Below are 18,822 nucleotides of genomic sequence, written 5' to 3'. Positions count from 1 at the left end.
TTCAATGTGGGGTGGGACCGTTCTAGGCCGGGTTGACGAGGGTCTCGTCGGCGGCGATGTCGAGCAGCACCGCGCGCAGCGCCGCCGCTTCCGCCACGCCGAAACGCTGCTCGAAGCGCTTCTGTACTGCCTGCCAGAGCCGCCGCGCTTCGGCGAGCCTGGCGCGTCCCTGCGCGGTAAGGACCACATGCTTGCTGCGGCGGTCCGTCTCGCTGGCCGCCAGCGCGACCAGGCCGTCGCGCTCCAGCGGCCCCAGGTTGTGGCCCAGAGTGGAGCGGTCCATGACCATCGCGTCGGCCAGCTCGCGCATGGTCGGCGGCTCGCCGCGCCGCCTGATCTCGGCCAGGATGGAGTACTGGGTGGACTTCAGGCCGGTCGGCGCCAGCGCATTGTCATACATCTGCGACAGCCGCCTGGAGGCCTTGCGCATGGCCGTGCAGTTGCACGGGCTGGCTTCCGGGATGTCTGGGGAGCTTGTCATGTATCCGGTCGGGTGCGGTTAGGTGTATATGCACCTTTTAAGAGGGTATATGCCCGTATTGGGGGAGTCAAGGGATTTCGCCGCGCGTGCCCGGTGCCGGCGGCGAGGACCGGCGCCGCATTTGTAGATGAGTGCAGTCCCGCAGGAAGCGTCAGTGGCCAGCCTGATTGGCGCAACCAGCGCCGCGGCCGGACGCGCGGCGACACGGGCCAGCCCCCGGTCGGCGCTATACTTCCGCGTTTTCATTGTCGCCGCCAGGCCCAAGGATGACCCATGAGCACATTGCCCTCTTGCCCGAAATGCAACTCCGAGTTCACGTATGAGGACGGCGGCGTCTACATCTGCCCGGAATGCGCGCATGAATGGTCGGCGCAAGCCGCCGCGCCGGCCGAGACCGGCGAGCGGGTCTATCGCGACGCGGCCGGCAATGTCCTGCAGGACGGCGATACCGTCACCGTCATCAAGGACCTGAAGCTGAAGGGCTCGGCCGGCGTGGTCAAGATGGGCACCAAGGTGAAGAACATCCGGCTGGTGGACAGCGATCACGACATCGATTGCAAGATCGACGGCTTTGGCTCGATGAGCCTGAAGTCGGAGTTCGTCAGGAAGGCCTGATCGCGCTCGCGCGCATGGCGCGTGGCGGCTGCGGGGGCGGTCATTCCTGCCGGCGCAGGTCCGCCGGAAGGTCGATGCCGCCGATGCCCTGGCGCTCGCGCGCGAAACGGCCCGGCGGCTGGCCCACGTGCCGGCTGAACGCGGTGCTGAAGGTGCTGGCCGAGCCGTAGCCGACGCGCTCGGCGACCTCGGCGATGCCGCAGTCGTGGCGGCGCAGCAGGTCCTTGGCCACCGCCATGCGCCAGGCGAGCAGGTATTCCATCGGCGGCATGCCCACGGCGCGCAGGAAGCGCTCGAAGAATGCCGAGCGCGACAGCGCGGCTTTCCTGGCGAGCTGCGCCACCGTCCACGGGCGCGCGGGATCGGCGTGCATGTGGCGCAGCGCCTGGCCGAGCCGCGCGTCGGCCAGGCCGCGCAGCAATCCGGGCGGCGCGTCGTCGCCCGAGGTCGCGCGCAGCGCTTCGATGAGCAGCACTTCCACCAGGCGCGTGAGCACGAGCTCGCGGCCCGAGCGCCGTTCCCCCGCCTCCTCGCCGACTAGGCGCACCAGCACCGACAGCCGCGCGGCGCCGCGCACGTGCACGAGCGCCGGCAGCAGCGGCACCAGCAGCTCCGCATCGGACGAATCGAAGACGAAATAGCCGCCGAGCAGCCGCACGTCGGGGCGCCCGCCGCGTGTGCCGTGGCGGACTTCGCCGGCCGGCGCGGGCTTTACCTTGGGGTCGATGCGCTCGGGCGTCACCGGCGCGAAGCCCGACAGCACGAAGCCCGGCGTTGCCGGCAGCAGCACGAAGTCGCCCGCCTCGAGCGTGAGGGGCGGCTGGCCGTCGACGGCGAGGCGGCAGCTTCCCTCGAGCACGGCGCAGAAGCTCGGCTGGCCGAAGTCGGCGTAGCGCACGCCCCAGCGGCCGGCGCCGCTGATGGACTTCGAGAACACGGCGCGCGGCTGAAGCAGCGAGATGACCTGCGAGAGAGGGTCGTTCATGGCTGGAATGGGCTGGAAGGATTGGACGATGGCAAACGAAATCTGGACTTTCCATTGTAGGAAGTCCGCCGTGCCGACGCTATCGTGGCGGACATCGCAACCACCAAGGGATGTCTGATGAAAACCGTGCTGATTACCGGCTGCTCCTCCGGCTATGGCCTGGAGACTGCGCGCCATTTCCACGCGCAGGGCTGGAACGTCGTCGCCACCATGCGCACGCCGGACGAGGATGTCCTGCCGCGCTCGGACCGCCTGCGCGTGCTCGCGCTCGACGTGACGAAGCCGGCGAGCATCGCCGCCGCGCTGGAGGCGAGCGGCCCCGTCGACGTGCTCGTCAACAACGCGGGCATCGGCCTGTTCGGCGCGTTCGAGGCCACCCCGATGGCCACGGTGCGCGAGGTGTTCGAGACCAACACCTTCGGCGTGATGGCGATGACGCAGGCGGTGCTGCCCGAGTTCCGCGCGCGCGGCGCGGGCGTGGTGGTGAACGTGACTTCGAGCGCGACGCTGGCGCCGATGCCGATGGTGGCCGTCTACACCGCGAGCAAGACGGCCATCGAGGGGTTCACCGCGTCGCTGGCGTTCGAGCTCGAAGCGTTCGGCGTGCGCGTGAAGCTGGTCGAACCGGGCTACGGGCCGGGCACGCGCTTCACCGCCAACGGCGGCGCGCGCATGGCCGGCCTCGTTCCCGAAGCCTACGCGCCCGCCGCGCAGCGCATCTTCGCCGCACTGGCGCAGCCGGCCGCGCTGACCACCGAGGCCGAGGTGGCCGAGGCGGTGTGGCGCGCGGCGAACGACAAGTCCGGGCTGCTTCGGTTTCCGGCGGGCGCCGATGCGGTGGCACTGGCCAATTCGAGGTAGACGGCGGCAATTGCAGAGAAGGGGCCGGCGCGTGGCGGTGGTGGCGGCATCCGGTCTCGGCTTGCCCGCCGGGACAGGCCGCCGTTTGCGCTAGGCCGTCTTCGCCGCCCAGTAATGCGACTCGACTTCGCGCAGATGCTCCAGCATCGCGGTTTCCGCCGCGTCCGGCTGGTGCGCGGCGATGGCCGCGTGGATGCGCTCATGGGCCCGGAAGGCGGCCTGCTCGGCGCCGGCCGATTGCAGGGAGGTCGCGCGCTGTTCTTCGAGCCAGCGGGCCATCGCGGTATGCAGCGCCAGGAAAATGGGATTGTTCGGAATCCTGGCAATGGCCAGATGGAATTCGACGTCGGTCCTGGTGAATTCCGCGGCGTTGCCCAGCGCGTTCCGGTTGGCTTCGAGCGCCTGCCCGAGCGCCGCGATGTCGTCGGCCGAGGCGTGCTGCGCGGCGTAGCGCACCAGCGAAATCTCGTGCATGGTCCGCGCCTGCTGGAAGTCCCGCACGCCTTCCGCGGTCGACAGCAGATGGCGCACCGCGCCCGACAGCTCTCCCACGAGGGCGTCGGCGGACGGCCGCGTGACATAGGCGCGCTCGCCGTTGCGGATCACGACCAGCCCCATCTTTTGCAGCGCGAACAAGGCTTCCCGGATGGACGAGCGGCCTACCTCGAACGTGTCCATCAGCTCGCGCTCGGGGGGGAGGGTGTCGCCCGGGCGCAGCACGCCGCTGAGCATCATCGATTCGAGGCGCGACGCGACCTCTTCGTAGAGCTTCTTGCGGCGAATCGGCTGGTTGGGGATCGAAGATTGCATCTTGTGCGGTAACTAGGTCGGCTGTCTGCCTATTAGACCATAGGCCCAACCTTCTGTGGGCCTGCCCGGCGCCGTGGTTCCGCGCCAGGCCGCGCGCGCCGCCACGGCCATCCGGCGGACGATGCGCCACGCGAAACCGCTTCCTTTCCGTCCGCCCGAGGGTATACCCGGTTTTGCGCAAAGATCCCTGGCGTTTGGTCTGATAGGTGGATAGGATGTGGTCTGATAGGTCCGAACAAGTCCGATTAACAGACGCTCGAACGCATTGGAGACGGCATGAAAGCGCGGAAGAAACTGATCATCGAGGCACGTATCAACGAGTACATGCCCAGGTCCGAAAATCCGAACATCCCCTACACCCCGGAGGAGATCGGACGGGAGGCCGCCAAGGCGCGAGAGGCCGGGGCCAGCATCATCCATTTCCACGCGCGGCAGCCCGACGGCAAGCCGGCCCACGACGCGGAGACTTTTGCCGCCTGCATCCGTGCCATCCGCGCCAACTGCGACTGCTTGGTGTTCCCGACGCTCGGCCAGATTTCCAACGAAGGCGAGATGAGCCGGCTCGCCCATATCGAGGTGCTCGCGCAGTCGCCGGAAACGCAGCCCGACCTGGCGCCGATCGACTGCGGCAGCACCAACATCGACCGCTTCGACTACATCGCGAACCGCTACCTGACGGGCCATCTGACCTACAAGAACGAGACCAGGATCCTCGAGGCATTCGCGCGGCGCCTGCCCGAGCTCGGCGTCAAGCCGCAGTTCGTGAGCTGGACGGTGGCGTTTACGCGCTGCTTCAGCGCGCTGCGCGACATGGGGCTGGTGAAGGACACGCCGTACTTCATGTTCGAGCTGACCGACCACGGCATCCTGGGCGGCCACCCCGGCACCATCCAGGGCCTCTACGCGCATCTGCCGTTCCTGCCCAAGGCGCCGCTGGAATGGACCGTGTGCAACAAGATCGGCAATCCCACCGCGCCGGCGGTGGCGGCGATGGAGCTCGACGGCCACATCGCGATCGGCCTTGGCGACTACGGCTGGCCGGAACTCGGCACGCCCAACAACGGCGACGTGATCCACCATTTCGCGAAGATCGCCAGGATGATGGGACGCGAGATCGCCACGCCCGCCGAAACCCGCGAGATGTTCCGCATGGCATAGGCAGCAAATCAAAATAAAGGAGACAAGACAATGCAGAAGCATCAAAAGATACTGGCCGCGGTAACGCTGTCCTTCTTCAGTGTGGTCGCTGCCGCGCAGGATTACCCCACCAAGCCGATTTCGCTCATCGTCCCGTTCTCGCCCGGCGGCACCAACGACATCGTCGGCCGGCTCGTGGCCAAGGACATGTCCACCACGCTGAAGCAGTCGATCGTCCCGGAAAACCGTCCCGGCGCCAGCGGCACCATCGGGGCCAACTACGTGGCGAAGGCGCCCAACGACGGATACACGCTGCTGGTCACGGACCTGTCCTTTGCGATGGCGCCGGGCCTGTACAAGCACCTGCCCTTCGATCCGGTCAAGGACTTCTCGCACATCACGACGGTGGCATCGGTGCCGTTCGTCATGGTCGTCAACCTCGGCGTGAAGGCCAGCACCGTCAAGGAGTTCGTGGCGCTGTCGAAGGCCGCGCCGGGCTCGATCAACTACGGCTCGGCCGGGCGCGGCACCAACACCCATCTGGGCGGCGAGCTGTTCCGGCTCAAGACCGGCGCCGATCTCACGCACATCCCGTACAAGGGCGCGTCGGCGGCGATGCAGGATCTGCTCGGCGGCCGCATCCAGGTCATCTTCACCGCGCTGCCGACCGCGCTGAACTTCATCCAGTCGGGCAAGGTGCGCGCGCTGATGGTCACGGGCGACAAGCGCGTGCCGATGCTGCCCAACGTGCCGACCGCCAGGGAGGCGGGCGTGCCCGACATGGCGCTCAAGTTCTGGGTCGGCATTGCCGCGCCGGCCAGCACGCCGCCGGCGGTCGTGGATAAGCTGAACAAGTCCGTGCTCGCGGGGCTTGCCGACCCGGAGGCCAAGAAGACCTTCGCCGACATCGGCATGGATGTGATCGGCGACAACCCGGCGCAGGCGACGAAGTTCGTGGAGACCGAAGTGAACAACTGGCGCCAGGTCATGAAGGCGGCAAACATCACCGCGGAATAACGCGCGCTTGAGGCCGGGCGGCCGCGCGCTCGCGCGCGTGCGCGGGCCGGTCATCGAAGGCGCCCCGGCTGCCGGGGCGCCCTGGGGATAGTCAATTCGTGGAAGGAAGGGCGAAGCATGGAAGCCGCAAACACAGTTCGCGTGAGCGAATCGAGCTTGAAGACATACTGCGTGGAGATTCTCACGCGCGTGGGCGTGCCCGCCGGCGAGGCAGTTGAGATCACCGACAACCTCGTCGAGGCGGATCTGCGCGGCGTCGATTCGCACGGGGTCGTGCGTTTCCCGATCTACATCAAGCGGATCCTGGACGGGGGAACGAACGCCACGCCGAAGATCTCGCTGGTCCGCGATGGCCTGACCAGCGCGGTCATGGACGGAGACAACGGACTTGGCCATCTGGTCGGGATCCGCGCGATGGCGCTCGCCATCGAGAAAGGCAAGGGCGGAAACTGCGCGTTCGTGGCGGTGCGCAACAGCAACCACTTCGGCGCCGCGGCGTACTACTCGGAGATGGCCGCGCGCAACAACATGATCGGCTTCAGCTTCACCATCGGCGCGATCAACCACATGACGCCGTGGGGCGGCGCGGAAGCCGTGCTGGGCAACAATCCGTTCGCGGTCGCCTTCCCGACCCCGGGGGCGTTCCCGATCGTGCTCGACATGGCGTGCAGCATCGCCGCGCGCGGAAAGATCATCGTCGCCGCCAAGGAGGGCACGCCGATTCCGGCGGAATGGGCCACCGGCCCCGACGGCCTGCCGACCACCGACGCGGTCGAGGCGCTCAAGGGCTTCGTGGTGCCGGTGGGCGGCCCCAAGGGATATGCGCTGACGCTGATCGTCGGCCTGCTCAGCACCATGCTGTCCGGCGCGTTCTTCGGCCGCGACGTGGGCGATCTCTACGAGAAGACCACCACCGCGCAGAACAGCGGCCACCTGTTCGGCGTGCTGCCGGTGGACGCCTTTGATGACGTCGATGCCTACATGCAGCGCATGCAGAAGGCCATGACCGACGTCACCGGCGCCCGGCGCGCGACCGGCGTGGAGCGCATCTACCTGCCCGGAGAGCGCGAGTACATTTCCCTGGGCGCGCGCCGCCGCGACGGCATTCCGCTCGGCAATTCCCTTCTCGGGGAACTGCAGGAGCTCGGCGCGCAATACGGCGTTCCGCTGCCGCTGGCCTGACCGTTCGACCCTGGCGCGCGCGCCCCGGACGGCCCGGGGCGTGCCGCCGCAAGCATGGCGATCCGCCTTTCTCCTGAACCTCCACCGACAACGAGGTTACGCATGCACGCAGTCGTCGTGACTATTGAGGTGCTCCCGGAAAAGCGCAATGCGTTCCGGGACGCGATCCTGACCAATGCCGCACAGTCCCTTGCCATCGAGCCGGGCTGCTTCACCTTCGACGTTCTCGAGAGCCCCACGGAGCCGGCGTTCCTGCTGTACGAGATCTACCGGGATGCCGCGGCGTTCAAGGACCATCTGGCGATGCGCCATTTTCACGATTTCGATCGCGCCACCAGCGCATGGCTGGTGAGCAAGAAGGTCGCCGAATATGGCAGGCTCGAAAGCGAAAGGCTCGAGAGCAAGCCGTAGCCGCGGCCGGCCATTGCTGCCGATGAGAAAAAGATAGACCGCTGTTTTCGATTCGCCGAAAGCCCCCGCGATATTTCCATCCTCGTTCCCGCCCCGGGAACGGATGCGCCTTTCCCGTCCAATCCAATTGGCTGCCGGTCCGATGCCGGAGGACCCTGCTTTCCCGCGGGGCCCGGCATGCCGGCCGCCGCCGCGGTCTTGTCACCGGAGAAACACATGAGCTTGCGTCGTGAACGCCACACAAAGATCGTGGCGACACTCGGGCCCGCCTCGTCGACCCATGAGGCGATCCGGCAGTTGTTCCTGGCGGGCGCGGACACCTTCCGCCTGAACTTCAGCCACGGCACGCAGGAAGACCACGCGATGCGCCTGCGCCTGATCCGCGAGATCGAGTCCGAGGTGGGCCGGCCGATCGGCGCGCTGCTCGACCTGCAGGGGCCGAAGCTGCGGCTGGGCACCTTTGCCGCGGGGCCGGTGGCGCTCGCGGCCGGCCAGCCGTTCAGGCTGCAACTCGCGCCGGTGCCGGGCAGCCAGGAGGTGGTTCAACTGCCGCATCCGGAAATATTCGAAGCCCTGCAGCCCGGCAACGCGCTGCTCATCGACGACGGGCGGGTCCGCCTGCGCGTGACCCGCTGCGGCGCGGACTTCGCGGAGACGACCGTGGAGACCGGCGGCAAGGTCTCGGACCGCAAGGGCGTCAATGTGCCGGACTGCGCGCTGAAGCTGTCGGTGCTCACCGAGAAGGACCGCCGCGACCTGGCCTTCGGCCTGCAGCTCGGCGTCGACTGGATTGCGCTGTCGTTCGTGCAGTCGGCCCGGGACATCGCGGCGCTGCGGCAGCTCGTCGGCCCCGGCATCGGCATCATGGCGAAGATCGAGAAGCCCGCCGCCCTTGCCGACATCGGCGCCATCGTCGCCGCGGCCGACGCGATCATGGTGGCCCGCGGCGATCTCGGCGTGGAAATGCCGCCCGAGGAAGTGCCGGCCATCCAGAAGCGCCTGACGCGCCTGTGCCGCGAAGCCGGCAAGCCGGTGGTGGTGGCGACCCAGATGCTCGACTCGATGGTGAGCGCGCCCGCGCCCACCCGGGCGGAGGCGTCGGATGTCGCAACTGCCGTCTATGATGGTGTGGATGCGGTCATGCTGTCGGCCGAATCGGCAAGCGGCAGTTATCCGGTGGAGTCCGTCCAGATGATGGCGAGGATCATCCGCAACACCGAGAAGGACCGGCTCCAGCGGGACATCATGGGCGCCGTTGCCGCCACGCGGCACGCGGACGCCATCGATGCCATCGGGGCCGCCATCCGCACCGTCGCGGACGTGCTGCCGCTTTCCGCGTGCGTGACGTACACGCTCTCCGGCGCGAGTGCCTTGCGCGTGGCCCACGAGCGGCCGAACGTGCCGGTCATCGGCATGACGCCAAGCATCGAAACGGCGCGCAGGCTGGCGGTCGTCTGGGGCGTGCATGCCGTCCACGCGGCGGATGCCGGCAACGTGGAGGAAATGGTCAGCCAGGCGACCGACGTCGTGCGCGCCGAAGGGCTCGAGCCCGGGTCCCGCCCGTTCGCGATCGTCGCGGGCATGCCGTTCGGCACCCCGGGGTCGACGAACCTCCTGCGCATCGTTTTCCCTCCAACCGATTCCGCTCACTGAGGGTGGCACAGATGAATGCTCTCCAGACACACGCCGGGCTGGCGGCGCGCTTTCCGCGCCTCGAGGACATCCCGCCCGAATATCGCCTGCCCGGGCCGCTGCACCAGCGCACCATCCTGATCGGCGGCCAGCTGCGGGAGTGGGCGGGGCCCGCTCACACGGTGCTCTCGCCGGTGCGCGTGCGCGATCCGGACGGCGGCCTGCGGCCGTTCGAGCTCGGCAGCTATCCGATCACCACCGCGGCGGAAAGCCGCGAGGCGCTCGCGGCGGCCGTGGCGGCGTATGCGTCCGGCACCGGCCTCTGGCCGACCATGTCCGTCGACCAGCGCATCGCCCACGTCCAGGACTTCACCTGCCGCCTGTGCGAGAAGCGCGAGCTGATCGTGAAGCTGATCATGTGGGAGATCGGCAAGTCGGCGGTCGATTCGGCCAAGGAGTTCGACCGCACCGTCGACTACATCCGCCAGACCATCGATGCGCTCAAGGAGCTCGACAACAACAACTCGCGGTTCCAGGTCGCGGAAGGCACCATCGCGCAGATCCGGCGCGCCCCGCTGGGCGTGGTGCTCTGCATGGGGCCCTACAATTATCCGCTCAACGAAACGTTCACCACCCTGATCCCGGCGCTGATCATGGGCAACGTGGTGCTGTTCAAGCCGCCCAGGTTCGGCACGCTGCTGTTCGCGCCCATCCTGGAGGCCTTCCGGGACGCCTTTCCCACGGGGGTCGTGAACACCGTCTACGGCCGCGGCGAGGAGGTCGTGCCGCCTTTGATGGCGTCCGGGCAGGTCAACGTCCTGGCGCTGATCGGGTCGTCCCGCGTGGCCGACAAGCTCAAGAAGCTGCACCCGAAGACCAACCGCCTGCGCGCCGTGCTCGGACTGGACGCCAAGAATGCCGCCATCATCCTCGCCGACGCGGACCTCGACCTGGCCGTGCGCGAATGCGTGCTCGGCTCGCTCTCCTTCAACGGCCAGCGGTGCACGGCGCTGAAGACGATCATGGTCCATCGCTCGGTCGCCGAGGCATTCCTCGCCAGGTTCTGCGCCGCCATCGCGGCACTGCGCATGGGCATGCCGTGGGAGGAAGGCGTCTTCATCACGCCATTGCCCGACAGCAACAAGCCGGCCTACCTCGCCGAGTGCCTGGCCGACGCGCAGGCGAAGGGCGCGACGATTCGCAACGCCGACGGCGGCCAGAGCTGCGAATCCTTGTTCGTCCCCGCGGTGGTGTATCCCGTGGACGAGACCATGAAGCTGTACCGGGAGGAGCAGTTCGGCCCGGTGGTTCCGGTCGTGCCGTTCGACGACATCGGCACCGCGCTGTGCTACGTGGAGAGCTCCGACTACGGCCAGCAGGTCAGCATCTTCGGCTCCGACCCCGACACCATCGCCACGCTGGTCGATCCGCTGGTCAACCAGGTCTGCCGCGTGAACATCAATTGCCAGTGTCAGCGCGGGCCGGACATCTTTCCGTTTACCGGGCGCAAGGATTCGGCGGAGGGCACGCTCTCGGTGTCGGACGCGCTGCGGGCGTTCTCGATCCGCACCATGATCGCCGCCAAATCGACCGCCGCGTCCAAGGCGCTGCTCGACGAGATCGTGCTCGGCCACAAGTCCGCGTTCATCAACACGCGGTTCATTTTCTGAAGGCCGCCGCTGCGGCCGGACCTGCGGGATTTCACTGGGAAGGACTGGATAGTGTCGAGACCACTGCTGGGCTGCATCGCCGACGACTTCACGGGCGGCACCGATCTGGCGAGCATGCTCGTCAAGGGCGGCATGCGAACGATTCAGACCATCGGCATCCCGCAACGGCGGCTGACCGGGACGGATGCCATCGTGGTGGCGCTGAAGACGCGCACCATGCCCGCCGCGCAGGCGGTGCGCGAGTCGCTGGACGCCCTGCGCTGGCTCAGGCAGGAAGGCTGCAGGCAGTTCTACTTCAAGTACTGCTCCACGTTCGATTCGACGCCGCGCGGCAACATCGGGCCGGTGCTCGATGCATTGATGCGCGAGCTGGACACGCGCTTCACCATTGCGTGCCCGGCGCTGCCCGAGAATGGCCGGACCGTCTACAAGGGCCACCTGTTCGTGGGCGACGAGCTGCTGAGCGAGTCCGGCATGAGGAACCATCCGCTGACGCCGATGACGGACGCGAACCTGGTCAGGCTGCTCGCGCCGCAGACGGCGCATCGGGTGGCGCTGGTCGACCACGGCGTCGTGGCCAAAGGCCATGAGGCGATCCGGGCCGCGTTCGACCGGTGCCGGCAAGGTGACGCGCGGATTGCCATCGTCGACGCCATCGACAACGACGATCTCCATCGCATCGGCGCCGCCGCGGCGGACATGCCGCTGCTGAGCGGCGGCTCCGGCCTCGCGCTGGGCCTGCCCGAGAATTTCCGGCGGGCGGGGCTGCTCGCCGCCTCGACGCGGGCGGCGCGCCCGCGGGCGCGCCCCGGGCGGATGGTTCTGCTGTCGGGAAGCTGCTCGGTTGCCACCAACGTTCAGCTGGAGCGGTGGCTCAGGCACCGTCCGGGACTGAAGATCGACCCGCTGGCGCTGCATCGCGGCGAGGATGTGGTTGCCGGCGCCGTCGCATGGGTTCTCGGGCACGACGAACCGGTTCTCGTCTACGCGAGCGCGCGGCCCGACGAAGTCGCCAGGGTGCAGGCCGAACTCGGCGCGGGGCCGGCGGGCCTGCTGGTGGAGGCGGCGCTGTCGTCGATCGCGGCAAGGCTGCGGCAGGCGGGATTCGACAAGTTCGTCGTCGCCGGCGGCGAGACCTCCGGGGCCGTGGTCAAGGCGCTCGAAGTCACGGGCCTGCGCATCGGCGAGCCGATCACGCCCGGCGTGCCGTGGACGCAATCGATCGACGCGGCGCCGCTTTCGCTCGCGCTCAAGTCGGGGAACTTCGGCACCGCCGACTTCTTCGCGGAGGCAATGCGGCAATGTCCGTAGGGGCGTGCCCGGCGCTTTGTCTGGGCGCCGGCCCGCATTGCCCGCACCGACCTGTCACTCGCGCGAACGCGGCGTGAAGACTGTCCGCGCGAGGCTGTCCGCGTTTTCCCAGTAGCGGCTCAATGCCGCGAGCGGGACCGCCTCGGTCGCGATCTGGAGTCCGGCGGGTACGGACGCGTCGAGCACCGCCTTCACCGCATGCAGCAGGCGCGGTAGGGCGATGCTGCCGATGCCGCTGCCCAGCAGGGTGATCGGGGCGGCGCGCAGCACCGCGCCCGGCAACTGGAGGTCGGCGCCGCTGACCGAGCCGATCTGGACGAAGCGGACCGGATCCGCCTCGGCGGCGGCTTTTCCCGCGGCGATCAGCAGCGCGCGCGCTGGCGCCCCACAGGTAGTCCAGCACCACGTCCACGCCCGCGCGGAAATGCGATTCGAAGGCCCGGCTCAGGCTGCTCTCGTCCTGCTCCAACAAATGCCATTCCATATCATCGACATGTTCCGCCGCGCTATGATCCGTTACCTTGCCGCGGCCACCGCGTTACCCCGATCCTGATGAACCACCGCCCTCCACCGCATCCGGCACAAGACCAGCCTACTTCGTACTTCTGGAGCGGCGACGCCATCCGCAGCCGGCGCGTGAGCGGCGTCGTGCTGGCCGGCACGGTCGACATACCCGCGCCGCCCGCGCGGCTGCTGGCGGACTGGAGCAGGGAATTGTCGTCCCGCCTGATCCTGGAACCCGGGGACGTCGAGGCCATGCCGCTGGCCCGGGCGCGGGCGCGCTGGCCGGACTACGCGCGCTGCGTGCAGGCGATGGCCGACTGGGCGGGCGCGCTCGGGCTGCCCGGCGTGCTCGCCGCCAGCGACGTCGCGCTCATGGCCTGCCGCGGCGCGCGGTATCACCATGACGGCACGCAATACGGCGGCGCGGCTTTCTGCAATCTCTTCGTGAGCGAGGACAAGGGCCAGGACGTACATTTTCCCGCGCTGGATCTGCGCATCCCGCTGACCCGCGGCACGGCCCTGATATTCGATACCTGCCAGCCTCATGGCGTCATCCGGCGCGGCGGCAGCGGCTTTCACGCGGCCGACTTCCCGGCCGGGCCGGACTGCACCCAGCTGTTCCTGACCTGGGAGCTTCCCATCGAAGACCCCCGCGTCGGGCAGGCGCTCGGGGTTGTCTTCGACGTGGCCTCCGCGACCGCGCCGCAGCCGCAGGAAGAGCAGGTCTGGCTGAACGGCGCCAGCGCCGGCGTGTGTCCGGATTCCGGCCGGTGGCGCCCGGCTGACGAGGCATAGGTCTGGCGGTCCGACCGTGGTGTGCGGCGGCGCGCCGCTCACTTGCGCTGTCCGGCACGCCACGCCGTCGGGAAGACGCCCGCGATCCTCCTGAACATCTCCGAGAATCCCGTCGCCGATCCGAAGCCGCACAGGCCCGCGGTCTCGGCGACCGAGTCATCTGCGGCGTCCTGAATAAGGCCGGGGCCACTATCCACCGGGATGGAGGATGTTTCCACCCGGCGGCATTTATCTCCATTGCCCGCTCACTTACACTGCGACGCAGTTGAAGCGTTGCCCGCCAGGCCGCGGGCGACGGGCGGCAATGCCGCGCGCGGGCGGCGCCCGGCGCTTTTTCGCCGGCGCGCCGAATACGCGCCGGCACCGACTCCCCAGGTCCGTCATCCGTCTCGTCCCCCGCAACTCCAGCGGGTCAGGGGCCGTGCCTCGCACGCCGCCCGTCTCCCGATTTTCCGCCGCAAGGTCCCGCAAAAAGGTGATTCACATGAAAGTACACGACATAACCGGTTTTCCCAATCCGGCACGCATCCGCATCGCATTGGCCGAGAAGGGAATGGAATCGCAGGTGGAATTCGTTCGCGTCAATCTCTACGGCGCGGAACATCAGCAGGGCGCGTTTCGGGAGAAGAATCCGACCTCGACCGTCCCCGTGCTCGAACTCGACGACGGCACGTTCATCTCGGAGTGCATCGCGATCACCGAATACCTCGACAATCTCGACGGCAATCCCATCCTCACCGGACGCACCGCGCGCGAGAAAGCCGTCATCCACATGATGCAGAAGCGCGCCGACGATCAGCTGATCAACGGGATAGGCGTATTCTTCCACCATTCGACGCCCGGCCTCGGCAAGGCCAACGAAGCGTTCAAGAGCGCCGACTGGGCTTTCAGGAAGCAGTGGGGCGACAAGCACGGAGAACGCGCGATGGCGGGCATGCGGTACTTCGACGGTGTGCTGCGCACGCAGCCCTACGTGGCCGGCGAGCAGTTCTCGGTCGCGGACATCACCGTATGGGCCGCGCTGATGCACGGCGACTACGCGGGGCTCGCGGTCCCGGCGGATCACACCGCGCTGCTCGAATGGCGCGCCCGCGTCGGCGAGCGTCCGAGCGTGAAGAACCGCAGCGGGCAGGACCTGATCGCCGAGGACCTGCCATACCTGGAGCCGCTGATCGCCTACCTGAACGGGAAGGCGGAGCCGGCCGCGGCCGCCGGCTGAACGCCGGCGCGGGGGCGGTGACGCGATGACGCAATGATGAAAAGGGGACTGGATTGAACAACCTGATGGCGATCCGCGTGTTCGCACGCGTCGTCGAGACGGGCGGCTTCACCAAGGCGGCGGACTCGCTCGGCATTCCGCTGGCCACCGCCAGCAAGATCATCCAGGACCTCGAAGCCGAGCTCAAGGTCAAGCTCCTGCGGCGCACCACGCGCATGGTCGCCGTCACGCCGGAGGGCGCCGCCTACTACGATCGCACCTTGCCCCTGCTGCACGCGCTGGACGAGGTCAATGCGTCATTCGGCGTGGAAAACGCCAGCCCAGCCGGGAAGATCCGGATCGGCGTGAGCGCCTCGCTGGCCAGCAGCTTCCTGATTCCGGTGCTGCCGGCGTTTCACGCGCGCTACCCGGACGTGGAGGTGGAACTGTGCGTGCGCGACGGCTTCACCGACATGATCCAGGAAGGCATCGACTGCACGGTGCGGGGCGGCCCGATGCGCGACGAGTCTCTCGTGGCCCGGGAAGTCGGCCGTGCGAGCTGGACCACGTGCGCGACGCCGGAATACATCGCGCGCCACGGCATGCCCGCCGACATCGCGGACCTCGGCCGGAATCACATCCTGGTGGGGTATATCTCGCAACGCACCGGCCGCGTCGCGCCGTCGCCGTTCGGCGTCGGCAGCGCGGCCACCGAAGTGCAGCCGAACGCCTTCCTGAGCGTCAACGAAGGCAATGCGCACCTGGCGGCGGGCCTGGCCGGCATCGGCATCATCCACCTCTTTTCCTTCAAGGTCCGGCCGTATATCGAGAGCGGCCGGCTGGTCGCCTTTCTCGAGGACTGGCGGCCGCCGCCGTATCCGCTGCACGTGGTCTACCCGCAGAACCGGCACCTGAGCCAGCGGCTGAGGATATTCATCGACTGGCTCGTCGAGGTGTTCGACGAACTGGACCCCGGCCAGAAGCAGAAGGCGAAGGCGGGCGCGGCGAGCAGGAAGAGGGGGTGACGCATCATCCGTCGCGTCGTCCGGCCGCGGGTCAGGCTTCGTCGCGATGGTTTTTCTCGGCAGCGGCGACTTCCGTCCCGCGACCGGGCTGGCCGTCGTCGGACTCGATGCCGGCGCCAAGGCCGGCTTCCCATCCGGCACGGCGTTCCAGCGCGGCGAGCAGTTCCGGGCGCAGCCCGTCGCCGCGATGGGCCACGAGCGCATGCAGTGCGAGCAACGGCAGCATGATTGGACTCCCTCGGATCGGTGAACACGGGCCGGGAGCCGGAGCAGGATGCTTGAAGAAACGTTCAGCGGCTCCCGGCGATTGCAGGCTATGGCAATCCGCCGGCGGGCGCTCGCCGTTTCTTGCTGTGAAATCCATTTGCCGCGCCGCGCCTTTTCGGTGGCGCCGCGCGCGCCGGAACCCGGCGCGGAATTCGACCGCAAGGAGCGGAGTTCGCGCAAACGGCGGGCTTCCTACACTGGCGTCATTGCAAGCGGGCAATGCCGTCCTGCTGCGAAGGAGGATCACATCATGCAACTGTTCCTGAGCAAGCTCGCGTCGCCGCTGGGCGAGATGCTGCTCGTCACCGATGCGCAGCAGGTCATCCGCGTGCTCGATTTTGCCGATCACAAGGCCCGTCTGCATCGCGGCCTGCGCGAGCACTATGGCGAGCCGGACCTGGCGGATGCCGCCGCGCCGGCGCAGATCGCCGGGGCCATCGCCAGCTATTTCGCCGGGCACCTCGACGCACTCGACGCCCTGCCGACGGCCACGGCCGGCTCCGGGCTGCAGCGCCAGGTCTGGGCCGCGCTGCGCCGCATTCCGGCCGGGACCACCACGACCTACGGCAAGCTGGCGAAAGACCTGGGCTTCGGCGATCCGCGCGCGGCCATCGACATCGGCGCGGCCAACGGCGCCAACCCGGTCGCCATCGTCGTGCCGTGCCACCGCGTGATCGCCAGCAACGGCGACCTCAAGGGCTATGCGTGGGGCCTGCGCAGGAAGCGCTGGCTGCTCGAACACGAGAAGGCGATCCAGCCGCCGCCCGTGGTGCCCCGGACCCAGGCGCTGCCGGGGTTCTGACTTGAACGGCACGGTCGCGGCCGGTGCCCGGACCTGGACCCTGATCGGCCGGGACGGCAGGCCATATCGGAGCCGCACGCCGGGCACGCTCGGCGGCCATCGGCGCGGCCGGATCTATGGCCGCCTCGACTGCCGCACTGCCTTGCGGGCCGTCGCCCGTGGCGGCTATGTGAAGCACCGCGTGTTCTTCGCCGACGAAGCCACGGCGCTCGCCGCGGGCTACCGGCCCTGCGCCGTCTGCCTGCCCGAGCGGTATGCGCAGTGGAAGGCCAGCGCAACGGCTGGCGGGCGCGCGTGGCCGTGACTTCAGCGGCGCCGTTTCTGTGATGGCGATGATGGCGATGCCAGCGTGTCCGCGAGCACCGCTTCGATTGTCGTGGCGGCAAGCGTCCTGCGAACGCTGTCGTCGATCGACGCATAGACGTGGCCCAGCGCCGGGCCGATGCCGCGTCCGATCGGGCACGCCTGGCTGGGCCTGGAAGGGTGCAGTGCGAAGTGCGCGCCTTCTTCCAGCGCATCGAAGACGTCGAGCAGGCTGATGGCGTCCGCGCCGCGGGCCAGGCGCCATCCCGCGTTGGCGCCGCGATAACTCTCGACCAGGCCGGCTTTCGCCAGCAGCCCGAGCGTGCGGCGGATCACCACCGGGTTGGTGTTGACGCTGGCGGCGATCCGGTCCGACGTGACCGGTTCAGGATGGTTCCGCGCGACGAGCGCCATCCACGCGAGGATGTGGGTCGCCACGGTCAGGCGGCTGTTGGCGCTCATGGCAGGCCTGTGATAGTCGGTTTGGTTGTAACCATATTCGTTACGGCATCGGTTGTCAATCCGGCTCGCCGGCAGCGAACGTTCACGACGAAAGACTTGTGCCGGCGGCGCGGATGGTTTATGTTGTAACCGATATTGTTACATCGAAGGTGGCGCGGCGATACCCGCGGGCCTTGCGACGTGCCATAGCCAGTCGAAACCGAGCCACCGCTCCTTTCTTCTTCCGTACCCTGTTCCACACCGAAACGAGAAACCCGCAGATGTCCTCACTCTTCGATCCCGTCCAGATCGGCGCGCTGAAGCTGCCGAACCGCATCATCATGGCCCCGCTCACGCGCATGCGCGCGTTCGCCGAGCGCAGCCCGGGTCCCATCAACGCGCGGCACTACGCGCTGCGCGCGAGCGCCGGACTCGTCATTTCCGAAGCGACTTCGGTCACGCCCCAGGGCGTCGGTTATCCCAACACGCCGGGCATCTGGACCGAGAAGCAGATTGCCGGCTGGCAAGAGGTGACGGCAGCGGTGCACGCCGCGGGCGGCCTGATCGTCTCGCAGCTGTGGCACGTCGGGCGCGTCTCCGATCCGGTCTACCATGACGGTCAGCCGCCGGTCGCCCCGAGCGCCATCGCGCCGGAAGGCCACGTCAACCGCGTGCGCCCGCAGCGCCCGTACACCGTGCCGCGCGCGCTGGAGACCGAGGAGATTCCCGGCATCGTCGAGGACTTCCGGGTCGGCGCCGCAAACGCGAAGCGCGCGGGCTTCGACGGCGTCGAGCTGCACGCGGCAAACGGCTACCTGTTCGACCAGTTCCTGCACGACGGCTCCAACCAGCGCACCGACCGCTACGGCGGCACCATCGAGAACCGCGCGCGCTTCCTGCTGGAAGCCGTCGACGCGCTGCTCACGGTCTGGCCCGCGGACCGCGTCGGCGTGCACCTGAACCTGATGTCGAGCTCCTACTCCATGCGCGACTCGAACCCGCGCGCGCTGTTCACCTATGTCGCCGAGCAGCTCAACGCGCGCCACCTCGCCTTCATCTTCGCGCGCGAGTCGCTCGACCGCGGCGAGAACCGCATCGGCCGCGACGTGCGGCGCATCTTCAAGGGGGCCTACATCCTCAACGAAGGGCTGACGCGGGAGAGCGCGGAGGCCGCCATCGAACGCGGCGAGGCGGACGCGGCGGCGTTCGGGCGCCCGTTTATCGCCAACCCCGATCTGGTGGAGCGCTTCCGCCGCGGCGCGCCGCTCAACGCGGTCAACGCGGAGACGATCTACGCGGACGACGAAACGGGCTACAACGACTATCCGCTGCTGGACGAAGCGGTCTGAGCGGACGGCGTCCGCCGATGCCCCCG

Annotated in this window: 21 protein-coding genes and 1 pseudogene; 15 read left to right on the top strand and 7 right to left on the bottom strand. The window is 68.4% G+C overall.

Annotation, left to right across the window (positions count from 1 at the left end):
* Nucleotides 1-22: 22 nt before the first annotated feature.
* A complete protein-coding gene (locus K206_RS0101940) occupies nt 23-481 on the bottom strand; it encodes a MarR family winged helix-turn-helix transcriptional regulator (protein ID WP_029043119.1) in 459 nt (152 codons plus the stop codon).
* A 273-nt stretch (nt 482-754) separates the two neighbouring features.
* Between K206_RS0101940 and K206_RS0101935 the strand changes: the two genes are divergently transcribed.
* Nucleotides 755-1,096 (top strand): zinc ribbon domain-containing protein YjdM, encoded by a 342-nt coding sequence (locus tag K206_RS0101935; protein WP_020200721.1) that lies wholly within the window; start codon nt 755-757, stop codon nt 1,094-1,096.
* A gap of 40 nt (nt 1,097-1,136) precedes the next feature.
* On the opposite strand, the gene K206_RS0101930 is transcribed toward K206_RS0101935, so the two are convergent.
* Nucleotides 1,137-2,081, bottom strand: a complete 945-nt coding sequence (locus K206_RS0101930) for an AraC family transcriptional regulator (RefSeq protein WP_020200720.1) — start codon at nt 2,079-2,081, stop codon at nt 1,137-1,139.
* A gap of 117 nt (nt 2,082-2,198) precedes the next feature.
* Here K206_RS0101930 and K206_RS0101925 point away from each other — a divergent pair, with 117 nt between their 5' ends.
* Nucleotides 2,199-2,942 carry an SDR family oxidoreductase gene (locus K206_RS0101925; RefSeq protein WP_020200719.1) on the top strand — a complete coding sequence of 248 codons (744 nt, stop codon included), beginning with the start codon at nt 2,199-2,201 and terminating at the stop codon, nt 2,940-2,942.
* A gap of 90 nt (nt 2,943-3,032) precedes the next feature.
* Here K206_RS0101925 and nanR read toward each other — a convergent pair whose 3' ends face one another.
* Complete coding sequence (gene nanR, locus K206_RS0101920) at nt 3,033-3,752, bottom strand: transcriptional regulator NanR (protein ID WP_020200718.1); 720 nt, start codon at nt 3,750-3,752, stop codon at nt 3,033-3,035.
* A gap of 276 nt (nt 3,753-4,028) precedes the next feature.
* Between nanR and K206_RS0101915 the strand changes: the two genes are divergently transcribed.
* The 7 genes from K206_RS0101915 to otnK all read left to right on the top strand — a co-directional run bounded on the left by K206_RS0101915 (nt 4,029) and on the right by otnK (nt 12,112).
* Nucleotides 4,029-4,910, top strand: a complete 882-nt coding sequence (locus tag K206_RS0101915; RefSeq protein ID WP_020200717.1) for a 3-keto-5-aminohexanoate cleavage protein — start codon at nt 4,029-4,031, stop codon at nt 4,908-4,910.
* 30 nt (nt 4,911-4,940) lie between these two features.
* A complete protein-coding gene (locus K206_RS0101910; protein ID WP_020200716.1) occupies nt 4,941-5,906 on the top strand; it encodes a tripartite tricarboxylate transporter substrate binding protein in 966 nt (321 codons plus the stop codon).
* Between the two features lie 117 nt (nt 5,907-6,023).
* Nucleotides 6,024-7,088 (top strand): Ldh family oxidoreductase, encoded by a 1,065-nt coding sequence (locus tag K206_RS0101905; protein WP_029043118.1) that lies wholly within the window; start codon nt 6,024-6,026, stop codon nt 7,086-7,088.
* 102 nt (nt 7,089-7,190) lie between these two features.
* Nucleotides 7,191-7,499 carry a putative quinol monooxygenase gene (locus tag K206_RS0101900; protein WP_020200714.1) on the top strand — a complete coding sequence of 103 codons (309 nt, stop codon included), beginning with the start codon at nt 7,191-7,193 and terminating at the stop codon, nt 7,497-7,499.
* Nucleotides 7,500-7,721: 222 nt separating this feature from the next.
* Nucleotides 7,722-9,152, top strand: coding sequence for a pyruvate kinase (gene pyk, locus K206_RS0101895; RefSeq protein WP_029043117.1), 1,431 nt, complete (start codon nt 7,722-7,724; stop codon nt 9,150-9,152).
* Nucleotides 9,153-9,163: 11 nt separating this feature from the next.
* Complete coding sequence (locus tag K206_RS0101890) at nt 9,164-10,801, top strand: NADP-dependent glyceraldehyde-3-phosphate dehydrogenase (protein WP_020200712.1); 1,638 nt, start codon at nt 9,164-9,166, stop codon at nt 10,799-10,801.
* A 51-nt stretch (nt 10,802-10,852) separates the two neighbouring features.
* Nucleotides 10,853-12,112 (top strand): 3-oxo-tetronate kinase, encoded by a 1,260-nt coding sequence (otnK, locus tag K206_RS0101885; protein ID WP_020200711.1) that lies wholly within the window; start codon nt 10,853-10,855, stop codon nt 12,110-12,112.
* Between the two features lie 54 nt (nt 12,113-12,166).
* Here otnK and K206_RS44205 read toward each other — a convergent pair.
* Nucleotides 12,167-12,581 (bottom strand): annotated as a pseudogene (locus K206_RS44205) (zinc-binding alcohol dehydrogenase family protein); the annotation flags it as partial.
* A gap of 83 nt (nt 12,582-12,664) precedes the next feature.
* Here K206_RS44205 and K206_RS0101870 point away from each other — a divergent pair.
* Nucleotides 12,665-13,411, top strand: a complete 747-nt coding sequence (locus K206_RS0101870) for a hypothetical protein (RefSeq protein WP_043365073.1) — start codon at nt 12,665-12,667, stop codon at nt 13,409-13,411.
* Between the two features lie 38 nt (nt 13,412-13,449).
* Here K206_RS0101870 and K206_RS44735 read toward each other — a convergent pair whose 3' ends face one another.
* Entirely contained in the window at nt 13,450-13,608 is a 159-nt protein-coding gene (locus K206_RS44735; RefSeq protein ID WP_020423629.1) for a helix-turn-helix domain-containing protein, read from the bottom strand.
* A 287-nt stretch (nt 13,609-13,895) separates the two neighbouring features.
* Here K206_RS44735 and K206_RS37320 point away from each other — a divergent pair, with 287 nt between their 5' ends.
* Both K206_RS37320 and K206_RS0101855 read left to right on the top strand, forming a co-directional pair.
* Nucleotides 13,896-14,630 (top strand): glutathione S-transferase family protein, encoded by a 735-nt coding sequence (locus K206_RS37320; RefSeq protein ID WP_081651290.1) that lies wholly within the window; start codon nt 13,896-13,898, stop codon nt 14,628-14,630.
* A 53-nt stretch (nt 14,631-14,683) separates the two neighbouring features.
* Nucleotides 14,684-15,634: a LysR family transcriptional regulator gene (locus K206_RS0101855; RefSeq protein WP_020200705.1), complete on the top strand. Its 951-nt coding sequence runs from the start codon at nt 14,684-14,686 to the stop codon at nt 15,632-15,634.
* Between the two features lie 31 nt (nt 15,635-15,665).
* On the opposite strand, the gene K206_RS42560 is transcribed toward K206_RS0101855, so the two are convergent.
* Nucleotides 15,666-15,860, bottom strand: coding sequence for a hypothetical protein (locus tag K206_RS42560; protein WP_020200704.1), 195 nt, complete (start codon nt 15,858-15,860; stop codon nt 15,666-15,668).
* Between the two features lie 291 nt (nt 15,861-16,151).
* Between K206_RS42560 and K206_RS0101845 the strand changes: the two genes are divergently transcribed.
* Nucleotides 16,152-16,703 carry a methylated-DNA--[protein]-cysteine S-methyltransferase gene (locus tag K206_RS0101845; protein WP_020200703.1) on the top strand — a complete coding sequence of 184 codons (552 nt, stop codon included), beginning with the start codon at nt 16,152-16,154 and terminating at the stop codon, nt 16,701-16,703.
* 1 nt (nt 16,704) lies between these two features.
* The gene (locus tag K206_RS0101840) at nt 16,705-17,007 is read left to right on the top strand and encodes an Ada metal-binding domain-containing protein (RefSeq protein ID WP_020200702.1); all 303 of its coding nucleotides are present in this window, start codon (nt 16,705-16,707) and stop codon (nt 17,005-17,007) included.
* Between the two features lie 2 nt (nt 17,008-17,009).
* Here K206_RS0101840 and K206_RS0101835 read toward each other — a convergent pair whose 3' ends face one another.
* Nucleotides 17,010-17,468 carry an Rrf2 family transcriptional regulator gene (locus K206_RS0101835; RefSeq protein WP_020200701.1) on the bottom strand — a complete coding sequence of 153 codons (459 nt, stop codon included), beginning with the start codon at nt 17,466-17,468 and terminating at the stop codon, nt 17,010-17,012.
* A 260-nt stretch (nt 17,469-17,728) separates the two neighbouring features.
* Here K206_RS0101835 and K206_RS0101830 point away from each other — a divergent pair, with 260 nt between their 5' ends.
* Entirely contained in the window at nt 17,729-18,796 is a 1,068-nt protein-coding gene (locus K206_RS0101830) for an alkene reductase (protein WP_020200700.1), read from the top strand.
* The last annotated feature ends 26 nt before the right edge of the window (nt 18,797-18,822 follow it).

The organism is Cupriavidus sp. WS, assembly GCF_000395345.1.
Taxonomy (GTDB): Bacteria; Pseudomonadota; Gammaproteobacteria; order Burkholderiales; family Burkholderiaceae; genus Cupriavidus; species Cupriavidus basilensis_B.
This window is presented reverse-complemented; position numbering and strand designations above follow the sequence as displayed.